Origin of the sequence: Vibrio sp. B183, from assembly GCF_000740665.1 — a bacterium.
GTDB classification, from domain to species: Bacteria; Pseudomonadota; Gammaproteobacteria; order Enterobacterales; family Vibrionaceae; genus Vibrio; species Vibrio coralliilyticus.
Genome location: NZ_JPQB01000018.1, coordinates 1 through 16297, shown reverse-complemented (window position 1 = coordinate 16297; position 16297 = coordinate 1). Strand labels below are relative to the sequence as shown.

Annotated in this window: 15 protein-coding genes; 9 read left to right on the top strand and 6 right to left on the bottom strand. The window is 46.5% G+C overall.

What is annotated here, in order from left to right; all coding sequences use genetic code 11:
* Positions 1-9 precede the first annotated feature (9 nt).
* The 5 genes from aceE to xerD form a co-directional block, all read right to left on the bottom strand.
* Positions 10-2673, bottom strand: a complete 2664-nt coding sequence (aceE, locus tag IX95_RS19490) for a pyruvate dehydrogenase (acetyl-transferring), homodimeric type (RefSeq protein ID WP_021457056.1) — start codon at positions 2671-2673, stop codon at positions 10-12.
* A 48-nt stretch (positions 2674-2721) separates the two neighbouring features.
* The gene (gene pdhR, locus IX95_RS19485) at positions 2722-3489 is read right to left on the bottom strand and encodes a pyruvate dehydrogenase complex transcriptional repressor PdhR (RefSeq protein ID WP_006958126.1); all 768 of its coding nucleotides are present in this window, start codon (positions 3487-3489) and stop codon (positions 2722-2724) included.
* Positions 3490-4028: 539 nt separating this feature from the next.
* On the bottom strand, positions 4029-5765 hold the full coding sequence (recJ, locus tag IX95_RS19480; protein ID WP_006958127.1) for a single-stranded-DNA-specific exonuclease RecJ: 1737 nt from the start codon (positions 5763-5765) through the stop codon (positions 4029-4031).
* A gap of 148 nt (positions 5766-5913) precedes the next feature.
* Positions 5914-6666 carry a thioredoxin fold domain-containing protein gene (locus IX95_RS19475; protein WP_038163315.1) on the bottom strand — a complete coding sequence of 251 codons (753 nt, stop codon included), beginning with the start codon at positions 6664-6666 and terminating at the stop codon, positions 5914-5916.
* A gap of 39 nt (positions 6667-6705) precedes the next feature.
* Positions 6706-7602: a site-specific tyrosine recombinase XerD gene (gene xerD, locus IX95_RS19470; protein ID WP_081885467.1), complete on the bottom strand. Its 897-nt coding sequence runs from the start codon at positions 7600-7602 to the stop codon at positions 6706-6708.
* A gap of 163 nt (positions 7603-7765) precedes the next feature.
* On the opposite strand from xerD, the gene fldB reads away from it, so the two are divergent.
* Positions 7766-8287: a flavodoxin FldB gene (gene fldB, locus IX95_RS19465; protein WP_038163561.1), complete on the top strand. Its 522-nt coding sequence runs from the start codon at positions 7766-7768 to the stop codon at positions 8285-8287.
* Between the two features lie 127 nt (positions 8288-8414).
* On the opposite strand, the gene ampD is transcribed toward fldB, so the two are convergent.
* Positions 8415-8960, bottom strand: a complete 546-nt coding sequence (gene ampD, locus IX95_RS19460) for a 1,6-anhydro-N-acetylmuramyl-L-alanine amidase AmpD (protein ID WP_006958131.1) — start codon at positions 8958-8960, stop codon at positions 8415-8417.
* 131 nt (positions 8961-9091) lie between these two features.
* Between ampD and nadC the strand changes: the two genes are divergently transcribed.
* The 8 genes from nadC to yacG all read left to right on the top strand — a co-directional run bounded on the left by nadC (position 9092) and on the right by yacG (position 16089).
* Positions 9092-9979 (top strand): carboxylating nicotinate-nucleotide diphosphorylase, encoded by an 888-nt coding sequence (gene nadC, locus IX95_RS19455; protein WP_038163308.1) that lies wholly within the window; start codon positions 9092-9094, stop codon positions 9977-9979.
* A 227-nt stretch (positions 9980-10206) separates the two neighbouring features.
* Positions 10207-10647, top strand: coding sequence for a pilin (locus IX95_RS19450; RefSeq protein ID WP_038163306.1), 441 nt, complete (start codon positions 10207-10209; stop codon positions 10645-10647).
* A gap of 2 nt (positions 10648-10649) precedes the next feature.
* Entirely contained in the window at positions 10650-12296 is a 1647-nt protein-coding gene (gene pilB / locus IX95_RS19445; RefSeq protein ID WP_038163304.1) for a type IV-A pilus assembly ATPase PilB, read from the top strand.
* An 8-nt stretch (positions 12297-12304) separates the two neighbouring features.
* Positions 12305-13540: a type II secretion system F family protein gene (locus IX95_RS19440; RefSeq protein ID WP_038163303.1), complete on the top strand. Its 1236-nt coding sequence runs from the start codon at positions 12305-12307 to the stop codon at positions 13538-13540.
* A 49-nt stretch (positions 13541-13589) separates the two neighbouring features.
* Positions 13590-14459 (top strand): prepilin peptidase, encoded by an 870-nt coding sequence (locus tag IX95_RS19435; protein WP_006958139.1) that lies wholly within the window; start codon positions 13590-13592, stop codon positions 14457-14459.
* A gap of 1 nt (position 14460) precedes the next feature.
* Complete coding sequence (gene coaE, locus IX95_RS19430) at positions 14461-15069, top strand: dephospho-CoA kinase (RefSeq protein WP_038163302.1); 609 nt, start codon at positions 14461-14463, stop codon at positions 15067-15069.
* Positions 15070-15102: 33 nt separating this feature from the next.
* A complete protein-coding gene (gene zapD / locus IX95_RS19425; RefSeq protein WP_006958141.1) occupies positions 15103-15843 on the top strand; it encodes a cell division protein ZapD in 741 nt (246 codons plus the stop codon).
* 51 nt (positions 15844-15894) lie between these two features.
* Positions 15895-16089, top strand: a complete 195-nt coding sequence (yacG, locus tag IX95_RS19420; RefSeq protein ID WP_019277521.1) for a DNA gyrase inhibitor YacG — start codon at positions 15895-15897, stop codon at positions 16087-16089.
* Positions 16090-16297 lie beyond the last annotated feature (208 nt).

The window sequence follows — 16297 nt, the reverse complement described above, 5'->3', positions numbered from 1 at the left end:
CCTTCTCAATTAAGCGTATAGCGGGTTAGTTTTTTCAGTGTCGATGTCAAATTTAGCAATCGCTTCAACGACTACTGACTTCTCAACATCACCACGCTTAGCCAGTTCACTTAGCGCTGCTACAACAACGTAACCTGCGTTCACTTCGAAGTGACGACGTAGGTTCTCTCGGCTGTCTGAACGACCAAAGCCATCAGTACCCAGTACTTTGTAAGACTCAGAAGGCATGAACGCACGAACTTGTTCTGCGTAGTTCTTCATGTAGTCAGTCGCTGCGATTGCTGGCTCGCTGCCCATCACTTCTGCGATGTAAGGCACTTTTGCGTCAGCTTCTGGGTGTAGCATGTTGTCACGCTCTACCGCTTGGCCGTCGCGAGTCAGTTCGTTGAATGACGTTACAGAGAACACGTCAGACGCGATGCCGTACTCTTCGCTTAGGATAGTCGCTGCTTTACGTACTTCGTTCATGATAGTACCAGAGCCCATTAGCTGAACTTTAGACTTGTCACCTGCGTAAGACTCAAGCTTGTAGATACCCTTACGGATGCCTTCTTCAGCGCCTTCTGGCATTGCTGGCATTGCGTAGTTTTCGTTCATTACCGTTAGGTAGTAGAACACGTTCTCTTGGTTCTCACCGTACATGCGACGGATACCGTCTTGCATGATTACCGCAACTTCGTACGCGAATGTTGGGTCGTAAGAGATACAGTTAGGAACTGTGTTCGCCATGATGTGTGAGTGACCGTCTTCGTGCTGTAGACCTTCACCGTTTAGCGTTGTACGACCAGCAGTAGCACCTAGTAGGAAGCCACGAGCTTGTTGGTCACCCGCCATCCATGCCATATCGCCTACACGTTGGAAACCAAACATTGAGTAGTAGATGTAGAATGGAATCATTGGCAGATCGTTGGTGCTGTAAGATGTCGCAGCAGCAACCCAAGAAGCCATTGAGCCTAGCTCGTTGATACCTTCTTGTAGAACCTGACCAGATGTCGCTTCTTTGTAGTAAGAAACGATGCCTTTATCTTCTGGCGTGTATTCCTGACCGTGCGGGTTGTAGATACCGATCTGACGGAATAGGCCTTCCATACCAAACGTACGTGCTTCGTCACAGATGATAGGAACGATGTTCTTACCAATGTTCTTGTTCTTAAGCAGGATGTTAAGCGTACGTACATAAGCCATAGTTGTAGAGATATCACGCTTCTGCTCGCTTAGTAGCGGCGCGAATTCTTCTAGCTCAGGTACTTTAAATTCTTGAGTAAAGTTAGGCAGACGCTGTGGCGTGTAACCTTTTAGCTCTTTACGACGAGCGTGTAGGTATTCGTATTCCGCAGAACCTTCTTCAAGTTTCAGGTACGGAAGTTCTTTAACCGCTTCGTCAGTTAGGATGTCTTGAAGACCTAGACGATCACGTAGGTGTAATACGTGAGTCATGTCCATCTTCTTAACTTGGTGCGCGATGTTCTTACCTTCAGCCGCTTCACCCATGCCGTAGCCTTTAACAGTCTTCGCTAGGATTACTGTTGGACGACCTTTAGTCTCTGCCGCGTTTTTGTATGCTGCGTACAGTTTAGAAGACTCGTGACCACCACGCTTAAGTGCGAAGATTTCGTCGTCTGTCATGTCTGCAACTAGTGCAGCTGTCTCTGGGTATTTACCAAAGAAGTGCTCACGTACGTATGCGCCATCTTTAGATTTAAATGTTTGGTAGTCACCATCTACAGTTTCGTTCATTAGCTGTAGAAGCTTGCCAGATGTATCTTTAGCAAGTAGTGCATCCCAGTTGCTACCCCAGATAACTTTAACAACGTTCCAGCCAGCACCTTTGAATAGGCCTTCTAGCTCTTGGATGATGCTACCGTTACCCATTACAGGGCCGTCTAGACGCTGTAGGTTACAGTTAACTAGGAAACATAGGTTGTCTAGCTTCTCACGCGCTGCGAAAGACAGTGAACCACGTGATTCTGGCTCATCCATCTCACCGTCACCTAGGAACGCGTATACGCGTTGAGCTGTCGTATCTTTCAGACCACGACCGTCAAGGTACTTGAGGAAACGCGCTTGGTAGATCGCAGAGATTGGGCCTAGACCCATAGATACCGTTGGGAACTGCCAGAACTCAGGCATCAGTTTAGGGTGCGGGTATGATGGAATACCTTTACCGTCTACTTCTTGACGGAAGTTATCTAGCTGCTCTTCAGTTAGACGGCCTTCAACGAATGCACGAGAGTAGATACCTGGTGAAATATGACCTTGGTAGTACACTAGATCGCCACCGTCCGTCTCGTTTGGAGCGCGGAAGAAGTGGTTGAAACATACTTCGTAGAATGCAGCAGAAGACTGGAAAGACGCCATGTGGCCGCCTAGCTCTAGGTCTTTCTTAGATGCACGTAGAACGATCATGATTGCGTTCCAGCGGATGATGGAACGAATACGGCGCTCAAGTGTTGTGTCACCTGGGTAAGCTGGTTCTTGATCTGCAGGAATCGTGTTGATGTAGTTGGTTGTGATTCCAGTTGGCATGTCAACACCGTCTAGACGTGCTTTGTCCAGAACTTGCTCTAGTAGGAACTGAGCACGCTCTACACCTTCTTCACGTACAACTGACTCAAGGGCTTGTAGCCATTCTTGAGTTTCCAGTGCGTCTACGTCATGCTTCATATCAGACATGGCGATCTATCCTTCTGTTGGTTGGATCTACTTATTTAAGTAACGCTCTTACGAGTCGTTACCCTGCTGAATTCGACGCAAAGATCGCTCACGGCGAGACTCTTCACGACTCAAATCCAACAATGTTTCTTCAATATAAGCTAAGTGTGAGTGCGACATTTCACGCGCCTTTTCTGGCTGACCAGAAACGATCGCATCAACGATATTAGCTCGGTGTTTACTTACTTTTTCCACCACTTCATCGCGGCGGTGTAAGAGCTTAAGATTCTGAAGGACGTTTTGCTCCAGCAAAGGGGCCAAACTGCGAACAATATGAAGCAGGACAACGTTGTGCGCCGCTTCAGTCAAAGCGATCAAAAACTGCATGACTGCAGCCGCTTCCGCTTCAACATTTTTCTTCGTTTGCTCTTCACTGATGTTTTTCAGGCAAGCCTGAATACGGGCAAAGTCCTCATCGGTGCCACGAACTGCTGCAAAATAAGCAGAGATACCTTCCATCGCATGGCGCGTTTCCAGTAAATCCAGCTGTGTTTCCGAATGGCTAGACAATAAATTTAGCAGAGGATCTGAAAAACTCGTCCAGATATTCTCGCTAACAAATGTGCCACCACCCTGGCGACGAGTAAGAAGACGTTTAGCTTCGAGGCGTTGAATTGCTTCACGGATTGAAGGACGAGACACATCAAACTGCTTTGCCAGTTCGCGCTCTGGTGGCAACTGCTGCCCCGGAGACAATGTTCCTTCCACAATCAGCCGTTCTAACTCCTGTTCAATTACATCAGAGAGTTTTGGCTGACGAATCCTTTGATAAGCCATAGTTGTTGTTCTTCTACTCTTTGCAGTCAATTGGTATTACCAATTTTAAGTTGGCGACGAAATTAACATAATTAAAACGCAAGTTCCAGTCAAAAATTGACCCACATCATAGAACAAGCCATGCATCAACACTTTGATAACATTAGCTGATTAAAACAGCAATCAAATTGGTCTGACCAATTACAAAATGTAAACAGATGGGAATAAATCGTGCTAGCAATCACACTTTAATTGGTCAGTTTTAAAAAAATATGAACGGAATATGTCGTGAAAAGATGGGAAGTTGCGGGATGCGGGATGCGGGATGCGGGATGCGGGATGCGGGATGCGGGATTATTCTATTCCTTTAGTGAAAAGTGCCGTCAGCCACTTCCGATAAATCTACGACACCTTACTCTCAAAGGACAAAGCACGGTCTTCCCTTCAAATTAGAATGCATTAGGGCGTAATTCGTTCTCAACTCTCATTCGGTAAGACGAACCTGTTCCCGCTTCGAGCAGCAAAGCGCTCCCGTTATTCACAGAGCGCTGCCTAGGTCTTTATTTCGCTTCGATATGGTCAATCATCAATTGTAACGACTGATTACCTCGGAACTCGTTGATATCAAGCTTGTAAGCCAAACGTACGGTTTTCACTGACGCATCTGGCCAGCGACGCAGATCGACATTAAAAGCAATCCCATCAATCATGATGTTGGTCGGGTGACCTTTATGTAAAGGTTCCAGCATCAGCTTAAGGTGTTTATCTCCCACCAGCTTCTGATGCAGTACTTTAAACTCACCATCAAACAAGGGTTCTGGAAACGCTTGCCCCCATGGTCCACCAGCACGAAGCATCTCTGCGATGTGCATTGAAAACTCTTCTGGCTTCAATTCACCGTCAGACAAAATCACACCTTTGAGTGCGGCGTCGTCCAACTCTTGTTTCACAGCCTCATCAAACAACTGAGCAAATCGTTCGAAGTCTTTTTCCATGATCGTCAGGCCTGCAGCCATGGCGTGACCACCAAACTTGAGGATCAGGCCGGGATTTTGAGTATCAATACGATCGAGAGTGTCACGCATATGCAGGCCTGGAATCGAACGGCATGAGCCCTTAATGCTCCCTTCTCCACCATCCGCGAAGGCAATCACAGGACGATGAAACTTCTCTTTGATTCGAGATGCTAAAATGCCAATCACACCTTGGTGCCAGTCACGCTGAAAAAGCACCAGTCCATGAGGCATATCCTTGTCACCAAACTGAAGACGCTCACAAAAAGCCATCGCTTCCTGCTTCATGCCTTCTTCAATTTCTTTACGCGTTTGATTCAGACCATCCAGCTCACTCGCCATACGACGTGCAGCATGGATGTTGTTAGCCATCAAAAGCTCAACGCCAAACGACATATCATCCAAACGGCCAGCGGCGTTGATACGCGGACCTAGAGCAAAACCGAAATCGGCAGCGACTAGTCGACGCGCATCTCGCTTTGCGACTTCAATCAATGCTTGAATGCCAGGTCTTGCTTTGCCAGCACGGATACGCTGCAGACCTTGGTGAACCAGAATACGATTGTTTTCATCCAGAGGTACAACATCAGCAACCGTACCAAGAGCAACCAAATCAATCAGCTCCATCAGTTTAGGCTCTGCCATGCCCTGCTCGGCAAACCATCCCTGCTTTCTCATATGAACGCACAACGCCATCATGAGATAAAACGCTACTCCCACGCCAGCCAACGCTTTCGAAGGAAAAGCACACTCTTCGAGATTTGGGTTGACCATCGCATCGACGTTGGGTAGCTCATGGCCCGGTAGGTGGTGGTCAGTAACTAATACTTTAAGCCCCTGCTCTTTGGCGTATCGCACACCATCAATTGAAGAAACGCCGTTATCGACCGTCATGATCACTTCAGCGCCAATCTCAATTGCCTGATCAACAACTTCAGGGCTAAGACCATAACCATCTTCAAAACGATTCGGCACCAAATAATCGACGTTATTGGAGCCTAGCATGCGTAATGCAATCACAGACAAGGCCGAACTGGTTGCCCCATCGGCGTCAAAATCTCCGACAACGATAATGCGTTTATTACCCTGAATAGCTTCAAATAGCAGCTCGACCGCGGCGTCAATCCCGTGCAGTTTTTGATAAGAATGCAAGGCACGAGCCGTCGTTTCTAACTGCTGAGCACTGGTGATACCACGTGAGATATAAATACGCTTAAGAAGTGGAGCAATGTCGGTGGATAGCAGACTGAGATCAACCTCAGGCCGGCGTTGGATTTCGATCATAGATTGGATTGAGCCTTGTTCTTGGGCAGGACGCCTGAATAGCGAACAAGTTAACAGATGAGAATCTTATATCAACCTAATTCATGACATAGGATTCTCATCACAAGATCGCTTGTCAGGCGCTCAAAACGTAACTCTGGAGATTAAGTTACGATTTTTGTGTTTGTTGCAGGCGTTGCAGCATCTGCTCTGGTGGTAAGTAGCCACCAACCATTTCACCGTTTGGTAGGAAAATCGCTGGCGTACCGCTGATACCTAACTCACGTCCAAGCGCGTAATGCTCTTTGATGATTTCCTGATACTTGGCGAAATCTTTGCTCTTTTCAGGGAATTCACGTTTTACCTTGCCGTTATGCATGGCAGCTTGTGGATCATCCGCACCCCAAATCGTTGCCATTTGATCCGCAACAGAGCCCGTTGCGCCCTGACGTGGGTAAGCCATGTAACGAATAGTAATACCCAAGTCGTTGTAGTCTTTCATTTGGCTATGAAGACGAACACAGTAACCACAAGTAATATCCGTGAAGACAGTGATAACGTATCTCTCGTCTTTGGCCTTAAACTCGATCATGCTGTCTTTGAAGGTTTCAATTTTAGCCGCATTGATCGGTGCCTGACGTTTCGCCAGCACATCTTCATACTGACCATTACCATCAAGCTTATAAAGTGTGCCCGCTAAAAAGTATTCACCGTCTGGCGAAGCGAAAAGAATTCCGCCACTAGTCTGCACTTCCACTAAACCATCGATCTCTGCAGGAACGACTTGTTTCACTTCTAGTCCTAGCTTGCCAAAACGCTCTTCAAGCTGAGCTTTATCAAATTTTACTTCCGCTGCAGATACTGCCTGTGCTGCCACAAGCAGTGGTAACGTAAGTAGAGTCATTCGGCGTAGTACGCTCATTCAATTCACCTTATTTTTAATATGATAAGAGATAATCCCTTATGCTCTTGGATGATGTTCACTGTGTAGCTGTTTTAGCCGTTCTGTCGCTACATGAGTATAAATTTGTGTCGTCGACAAGTCGCTGTGCCCGAGTAACATCTGCACTACGCGCAGGTCGGCGCCGTAGTTGAGCAAGTGCGTCGCAAAAGCATGGCGCAATACGTGAGGCGATAACATTTCGGTATCGATACCAGCCAAAACCGCATAGTGCTTAATACGGTACCAGAATGTCTGTCGAGTCATCTGGCGTGCTCGTTTACTCGGAAAGACGACATCAGATGTAGTTTCCCCAAGTAACTCAGACCTGCCTTGTTGGATAAAAGTTTCAATCCAATCAACTGCATTTTCACCCATTGGTACCAAACGCTCTTTACCGCCCTTACCTGTAACACGAACAACGCCCTGACGAAGGCTGACGTTTTCCATCGTCAAGCTGACCAATTCGGTAACACGCAAGCCTGTCGCATAGAGTAATTCCAACATGGCTTTATCACGCAGTTCCATCGCATCGTTTGGATCCGGCGCATTCAGCAGTGCTTCAACCTGCTCTTCGCTCAGGTCTTTGGGTAGCCTCTTAGGTAACTTAGGGCTGACCAATAAAGCACTAGGATCATCCGCTCGCACTTTTTCTCGATGCAGATACTGAAATAAGCGACGAATTGCAGACAGCATACGGGCTCGTGAGGTCTGCTTGTATCCCTGATCCATTAACCAACTTTGGTAGTCCTGTAAACCAGACAGGCTAATAAAATCGAGCCTGTAGTTATTTTCAGTCATCCACTGGAGTAGTTTGGATAGATCATTGCGATAAGATGCCAGCGTATTATCCGACAACCCTCGCTCCAACCACATCGCATCCAGAAACTGCTCCACCATCCCCTGATCGGGCGACATCACTTCTGACACAGTAATCCTCAACTTTATGATATGCGCTCAATGTAAGTGCCACGCAGCAATAAAGCCATAAAAATTGCCATTCGATATGGATATTCGCTGCAAAGCTCGCCATTTTGTGTTTAGAATTCGCTATTGATTCAAAATAATGAAAAAGAAAGTGATGAAAATTGGTCTGTTTTACGGTTCTACGACTTGCTACACAGAAATGGCAGCGGAGAAAATGCGTGCCATCATAGGTGAAGAACTGGTGGATATCCGCAATGTCAAAGAAACGCCTCTGGCAGAGATGGCTGATTATGACTTTCTGATTTTAGGCATTTCAACTTGGGATTTCGGCGAAATTCAAGAAGACTGGAATGAGATATGGGATCAAATCGATGGCGTATCACTAAATGGCAAGACCGTCGCATTGTTCGGCTTAGGCGATCAAGAAGGCTATGGCGAATGGTATCTGGATGCAATGGGCATGTTGCACGACGAACTGAAGAAGACAGGCGCTAACCTGATTGGCTACTGGCCAAACGATGAAAGCTACGAGTTTGAAGCATCAAAGGCGCTGACGGAAGATGGCAGCCAATTTGTCGGCCTCGCTCTAGACGAAGATTCTCAGTATGAGTTAAGCGACGAGCGCATTGCGACTTGGATTGAACAAGTTTTAGTGGAATATCAGGAAACGCTATAAAAGCGGGAGGCGGGAACGGACTTCGCTCTTCGGATAACTGGATAAACTAAACTTGCCCACTTCGATTGAGGGCTCAACTCCAGTTTTCCTGCAGCTCGTTCCCGAAGGACGAAGTTCGTTATTATTGCTAAGAACGTAGCGCGTTTCGATACCTCACCCAATCAAACACCAAACCCGGATCAGTTTTGCGCAATGGGGCAATATATTGATGACCTGTGATTCTGGGTAAGGTGATTTTAGGGTACTGACGTTGTATCGATTGGGTCAGTTCACTGAGGGCTTGATATTGCTCATCGGTATACGCGATGTAATCACAACCTTCCAATTCAATACCAATTGAGTAGTCGTTGCACTTTTCTCGCCCCGCAAAACTTGATACCCCCGCATGCCACGCTCTTGCTGTAAACGGCACAAACTGCACCACTTCACCATTACGCCTTATCAGACAATGCGCAGAGACGCCCATCTGATGAATAACCTTAAAAAACGGATGCTCTTCAGCGTTCAGTTGCCCCGTAAAAAACTGCTCAATGTAAGGCCCGCCGAATTGGCCTGGTGGCAAGCTGATGTTATGTACCACCAGCAAGGAGATATCCGTTACATCGGTTCGTTGATCAAAAAAGGGAGACGGAACATGTCTGGCACCTTGATACCAACCGCTTTCATCAATCATGTTTGTCTCCTTTTGCTTACTAAGCTCTTGATTTTAGACTTTCAATGGTGAAATACCAGAATAATGGCTGAATTTCCCTCGCAGTCATCGTATCATGCGCACCTTATGTTCAACTGCCTATTAGATTTGCAATGAAAGAAACCCACAATAGCCAAGAACGTCTTGAATATTTGAAGCAGCATTTACCTCTGGAAATCTCTCGCTCCGTTACCGAAACCATAAAAGAAGATCTCGGTGGTACTTTAGATCCAGCCGCTGATATCACCGCAAGTCTAATCCCCGCTGATGCTCACAACGAAGCCACCATCATTACCCGTGAACACGGCGTATTTTGTGGTCAAGCATGGGCTGATGAGGTGTTCAAGCAACTGGGTGGTGAAGTAAAGATTGAATGGCACGTGCAAGATGGCGATGCAGTTGAACCTAATCAGGTACTTTGTCACCTTTCTGGTCCTTCACGCGCGTTACTAACCGGCGAACGTAATGCGATGAACTTTATCCAAACCCTATCAGGTTGTGCCACTATTACTGCAGAGTACGCAAAGCACCTCGAAGGCACAAATTGTCGACTGCTGGATACCCGTAAAACCATCCCAGGCCTACGTAGCGCACTAAAGTACGCTGTTGCATGTGGTGGTGGTTTCAATCACCGTATCGGTGTTTTCGATGCCTATCTAATTAAAGAAAATCACATTATTGCCAACGGCGGCATCGCTCAAACGATTAAGAACGCTAAGCAGTTGAATCCGGGTAAACCTGTTGAAGTTGAAACAGAAAGCCTAGAAGAACTGACTGAGGCCATTGAGGCCGGTGCTGACATCATCATGCTTGATAACTTCACTACCGACATGATGCGTGAAGCGGTAAGAATTAATGCTGGTCGCGCTGCGCTAGAAAACTCAGGTAATGTCACTCTAGAAACCCTGCGTGAATACGCTGAAACGGGGGTCGACTACATTTCTGTTGGCGCTCTCACCAAGCACGTCAAAGCCATGGACTTGTCGATGCGCTTTAAATAGTCCAATGAATTAGAGAAAAAGGGAGGCGATGCCTCTCTTTTTTCGTTTTGAAAGCCGTACCTCTCCCGAGCCAAAAGTGTCTCAGATCGACTTCACGTGAAACTCGCATGTGAAATACTAACTAATCACCACTTACCTACTCGACTCCCCACTTCACCAAAGTATTCTCAATCTTTCTCTAACAATTACTCTTCAGCGACTCAAATCGAACAGCGTTGGAGAGCAACATGACTTTATCCAGAGTCAATACACCACGAGGATTTACCCTGATAGAGCTAATGATCGTTGTAGCGATCATCGGCATATTGTCTGCTTTTGCCGTACCTGCCTACCAAAACTACACCATGCGTGCCCACGCAAGCGATATGCTAAGTGCCACTTCTTCAATGAAGACAGCTGTGGGGATATGCTTGTCAAATAATGCTTTAGCCGCTAGCTGCACTTCGGGCAGTAACGGCATACCCTCTCAGCAAAATTTCAACGGTTTCTACGTTTCAGCTCAGGCAAGCGGAGCTATCAGCATCATCAAAGCCGCGTTGTCTGGAGCGAAAGGATCACTGCCGAGTAACGCCAGCGTAAGTCTGACTCCTGATGCTTCCAACAGCGGGCTATCGTGGACTGTCAGTTGCAGCGGTACAGACAGCCAAAACTGGTGCCCGAGTCACTAGCCATGAGTGAACTGCCCTTCTTGCTGAAAAAAGCCAATAAAATTACTGAAGAACAAGCCCTGCAAGCAATATCAGCTACAGAAACCCGACAAATTGAGGCGTATTCTGCTCTGCTAGAGATTAGTGACCTGACATCCAAACAGCTGACAGCAGCTATCAGTGAGCTCTATGCTCTCCCCATCGTGTCGTTAGATGACTTCGATTATCGAACTTGTTGCGAGCAGCTCGGCATTGGCGACTTAATTCGCAGCCACACGGCACTGCCACTAGAAGTAGAGCGACAACATCTTACTCTAGCGCTCGCCGATCCTTCCATTTCCGAGATAGAACAAGAATTTCGTTTTGCAACTGGCCTAGCAATCAAACTCGTATTGGCCGAGTTACCGACTTTAGCCCGTGCGATAAACAACCTATATGGAGCTCAAAGCGCCAGTGAATCTTTAGGCTACAAAGAGGTTAGCGTCCTAGACCTTGAACAATTAGTCGAAGCTGAAGAACATGAATTAATAGACAGTGAGGATCTCAATCACGATAGCTCGCCAATCAGTCGCTATATCCAGCAGATACTGCTGGATGCCGTACGTAAGCAAGCTTCTGATATCCATTTTGAACCTCATGAATCATGGTTTCGCGTCCGGTTTCGTTGTGATGGCTTGCTTGTTGAAGTGCAGCGACCTCCTCAGCACCTATGCCAAAGGTTAACCGCCAGACTCAAAATCCTCGCTAAACTGGACATCGCCGAGCGCAGACTCCCGCAAGATGGTCGTATCACTCTCAATGTGACTCGAACTGATTCTATCGACATACGTGTATCGACTCTGCCTACCATATGGGGTGAAAAAGTTGTCCTTCGATTGCTCGACAACAGAATGACCAGCTTTGACTTAAGCAGCCTTGGCTACAATCACATTCAAAGCGAAAGCTATCGTCAGGCGCTGAGCAAGCCTCAGGGACTAATTCTAATAACAGGCCCTACGGGAAGCGGTAAGACTCTGTCTTTATACAGTGGACTTAACATCATCAATCAGAATGAGATCAACATCGCGACGGCAGAAGATCCCGTAGAGATTCACCTAACTGGAATCAATCAGGTGCAAATTCAACCTCAAATCGGCTTTGATTTCGCTCACGCACTCAGAGCCTTTCTACGTCAGGACCCCGATGTGGTTATGGTGGGGGAAATCCGCGATCGAGAAACCGCCGAGATAGCCACCAAAGCGGCTCAAACAGGCCATTTAGTCCTTTCAACACTCCATACCAACTCAGCAGCAGAAGCTATTCTTCGCCTTCAGAATATGGGAATAGAAGCTTTCAACCTTGCTGCTTCTCTTAGCCTCATCATTGCTCAGCGTTTGATCAGATGCCTATGCCCTCAATGCAAGCGCCCTACAAAAGTCCAGACAGGTCAATATGAGGCTTCTTCTGAAGGTTGTCAGGACTGCAACCAAGGCTACTCAGGACGAACTGGTATTTATGAAGTACTCACAGTGACACCTGAAATTGCGCAAGCTATTAACGACGACGCCACAGCTCACCAGATTGAGGACTTAGCGATACAACAAGGCATGCAAACATTACCGCATTCGGGCTTAGAAAAGCTGTCCCAAGGTATCACTAGCCAGGCAGAACTGCAGCGAGTGCTAATTTAGTAACCCGTATGAAAGCCGAAGACTCTCATTTCAAAGCCAAATTGAGACTGTATAAATGGCAAGGTATCAACACATCAGGTGTTCGAGTTAGAGGGAAAATGCTGGCAATATGTGAGGCGCAGGTGATTGACCAACTTAATGAGCGCAACGTTCAAGTACGTCTCATTAATCATCGTTCTCCTTCCAGCTATCAGCGAATGAATCACCGCATAAAAGCCAGTGACATAACCCGATTCACTCGTCAATGGTCAACTATGCTGATGTCCGGCTTGAACATTACTACATCGCTCAAACTGATTGCGAAAAACACTCATTGCGCTGAAATGAAATCCGTCCTGTGGCTTATTCAGCAACAACTCCAGTCTGGTCAATCTGTTTCGCAGTCGCTCAAGCAATCATCTCGATATTTTGATTGTCTTTACCTAGATATTGTTCGAGTGGGAGAACAGACAGGTCGCCTTTCCGAATCTCTGGAACGGATTGCGAGCTATCGAGAAAAGTCAGAACAGCTCAAGGCCAAAGTTCTGCGTGCTGCTATATACCCCAGCATAGTGGTCATGACGGCGTTAATTGTCGCATTCTTAATGCTCACCCAAGTTATTCCTGAATTTGAGAGCATGTTTGGCGGATACGGGGCACAGCTGCCTTGGTTCACTCAGCAAGTGCTGGCTTTATCTCAGACAACGCAACATCACAGCATCCATCTCACGACAGGCATTCTTCTCGCAGCCCTGAGCATTACGCTTGGTTATCGCTGTTCGAGTCGCTTTCGCTTTTGGCTTGATGAGATCAAAACCCACTTACCGATTGTTGGCAATGTACTAGTGAAAGCTTCGTTAGCTCGCTTCAGTCATACGCTTGCTATTAGCCTGAACTCTGGATTACCCATCATTTCAAGCTTAAATATCGCGGCACGTACCACTGATAACCGTCACTATCAGCGAATCATCGAACAAGTCACACAGCAGGTAAGCACTGGAGTTGCATTGAATGCGGCGATGCGTCGGTCAGGCAACATTCCCGAGCTTCTATTGCAAATGATCATGATAGGGGAAGAATCCGGTCAACTTGACAAGATGCTCAACCAAATCGCCAATCAATATGAAGCAGAGGTTGAGTCTGTCATCGAGAATCTGGGCAAAGCTATCGAGCCCATGCTCATCCTGCTACTTGGCGGGTTGGTGGGAAGTTTGGTGATCGCTATGTATCTGCCTATCTTTAACTTAATGAACATTATGGGATAGTATATCCGCCATAACTCAAATACGACGTGCACAACCAGCTGAATCATTTATGGATCTGTTTAACTATTACCCGTGGTTGTTTCCCACACTTGCCACTATTTTTGGCCTGATCATTGGCAGTTTTCTCAACGTAGTAATCCACCGTTTACCACAAATGATGGAGCGAGAGTGGCGACACGAGTGTGCTGAAAGCTTCCCAGAATACGGTATCGCTCCTCCACACGGTACCTATAACCTCAGTATTCCTCGCTCCACCTGCCCAAGCTGTAAAACGCAAATCCGTAATCTCGACAATATCCCGGTTATTAGCTGGCTACTTTTGCGTGGTAAATGTCGTGCCTGTCAGGCCAAAATTAGCCCTCGCTATCCGTTGGTTGAGTTGCTGTCAGGTGCAATGAGCTTTGCTATTGCTTATCAGTTTGAACTGAGCGCTTTTGCCATCGCCCTGCTATTTTTTACCTTCGTCCTGATTGCGGCAACATTCATTGATTTTGATACCATGCTGCTGCCAGACCAGCTTACCTTTCCGCTCATTTGGTCAGGTATTGCTCTTGCCTTATTAGACTTCAGCCCGGTTTCCCTGCAAGATTCTGTTATTGGGGCTATGGCGGGTTATTTATGTTTATGGTCTGTCTACTGGGGCTTCAAGTTACTCACTGGTAAAGAAGGCATGGGCTATGGAGATTTCAAACTTCTTGCCGCACTAGGCGCTTGGTTAGGTTGGCAGTACTTGCCTGTTATCGTGTTACTTTCCTCATTAGTGGGCCTAGTCTTTGGCATTATTCAACTGCGACTACAAAAGCAAGGTATAGATAAAGCTTTTCCATTCGGCCCTTATCTCGCTATTGCGGGATGGGTCAGTGCCATGTGGGGAGAGAACATCATAAATTGGTACTTCACACAAATCTTGGGGATCTAATATGCCTTTTGTTGTCGGATTGACTGGCGGCATTGCCAGTGGAAAAACCACCGTAGCCAACCTTTTTCAAAGCCAATTTGGCATTGAGATTGTTGACGCTGATGTCGTGGCTAGGGAAGTGGTTGAACCCGGAAGTGAAGGCTTAAAAGCCATTGAGGAGCGTTGGGGGTCAGGTATCTTATTACATGACGGAACATTAAACCGAGCTAAGCTTAGAGAAGTCATCTTTGCTAATGAAGAGGAAAAAGCTTGGATCAATGGATTGCTTCACCCCATGATTCGCGAAAAAATGCAGGCTGATATCGCTAAGGTTACATCACCCTACGGTTTGTTGGTGATTCCGTTAATGGTCGAAAACAACCTGCAAAGCTTGGCAGATAGAGTCTTGGTAGTTGATGTAGACAAACAAACCCAAATGCGGAGAACAGTGGAAAGAGACGGTGTTCCACTGGAGCAAGTGGAGTCAATCTTAGCTGCGCAAACTAGTCGTACACAACGGCTGGCGATCGCAGATGATGTGATTAAAAATAATGCAACAAACCAAGAACTTTTGCCTCAAATCACAGAATTACATCAAAAGTACCTAGAAATATGTAGGGAAAATCGGTGAGAATAAAGGAAGAAGAATCTAAGGCCGCATGTAATGACAACGCACTTTTTTGAACATCCATTAAATGAGAAAACTCGCATATATTTACGCGTTGAAGCTTTGCTGAACCAGTTAAGTGTTTCTTCTCAATTTAGTGATGACATGCAGCACTTGTTGTTCTTTCGTTCCTTGTTTGATCTATTAGAAATCTTCGAACAAATACAGTTAAAAAGTGAACTGGCTAAAGACATTGAGAAACAGCGCTTAACCTATCGCTCATGGCTTGATGTCGAGGGGGTCGATCAGGACATGCTAAGTAACATCCTGGCTGAAGTCGATAATGTGCACAGTAAGTTGATGGCTGCAGAACGTTTTGGTCAAAGCCTGAAAGAAGATCGTTTTCTCAGTGCTATACGTCAAAGGTTCAACTTACCCGGCGGATCATGCTGCTTTGACCTACCAGCTCTGCACCATTGGCTTCACTTACCTGTAGAGCAGAAAACCAGAGACACCAACCTCTGGCTGGATACACTTCAGCCCCTGACAGATGCACTCAAACTTTGGTTGCGCCTAACTCGTGAAACAGGCCACTTCCAACCACAAGAAGCCGCCGCTGGTTTCTACCAAAGTGATGCAGAGGATGCCAATATTCTACGCCTCGAAATTCCAATGCAATACGGTGTGTTCCCTATGATTTCCGGCCATAAAAACCGTTTTGCGATTAAATTCATCAACTTTGCTTCAGGACAAGCTTCCGTTGATAACATTCAATTCCGTCTGGCAGTATGTAGCTAACTGAGATAGCGCTATACTCGACCAGAGTTCAACATTTTCAGAGATAATCTCATGTCCAAAATTACCATCGTACCTTGCCCAAAATGCGGTACAGACGTCGAGTGGGGAGAACAAAGCCCTTACCGTCCATTCTGCAGTAAACAATGCCAAATGATCGACTTTGGTGAATGGGCCGATGAAGAGAACAGTATTCCAGGCGCACCGGATATGTCCGATTCTGATGGATGGTCTGAGGAGCAATATTAACTGAGGCGTGTCATTTACTCAGGCATAGAGGGCTGATGTGAGAACATCGGCTCTTTTATTATCTAATGTAACGCTCAGGTTGTTTTATAAAGCTACTTTTAGCTCAGGACGTAGATATCTTTCTGTCTAGAGTTTGGCTATAAAACAAGCGCCGATAGCAACGGCAGAAAGGAAGTTATAAGCAGCGAGTAAAAATCCACCTGCATAG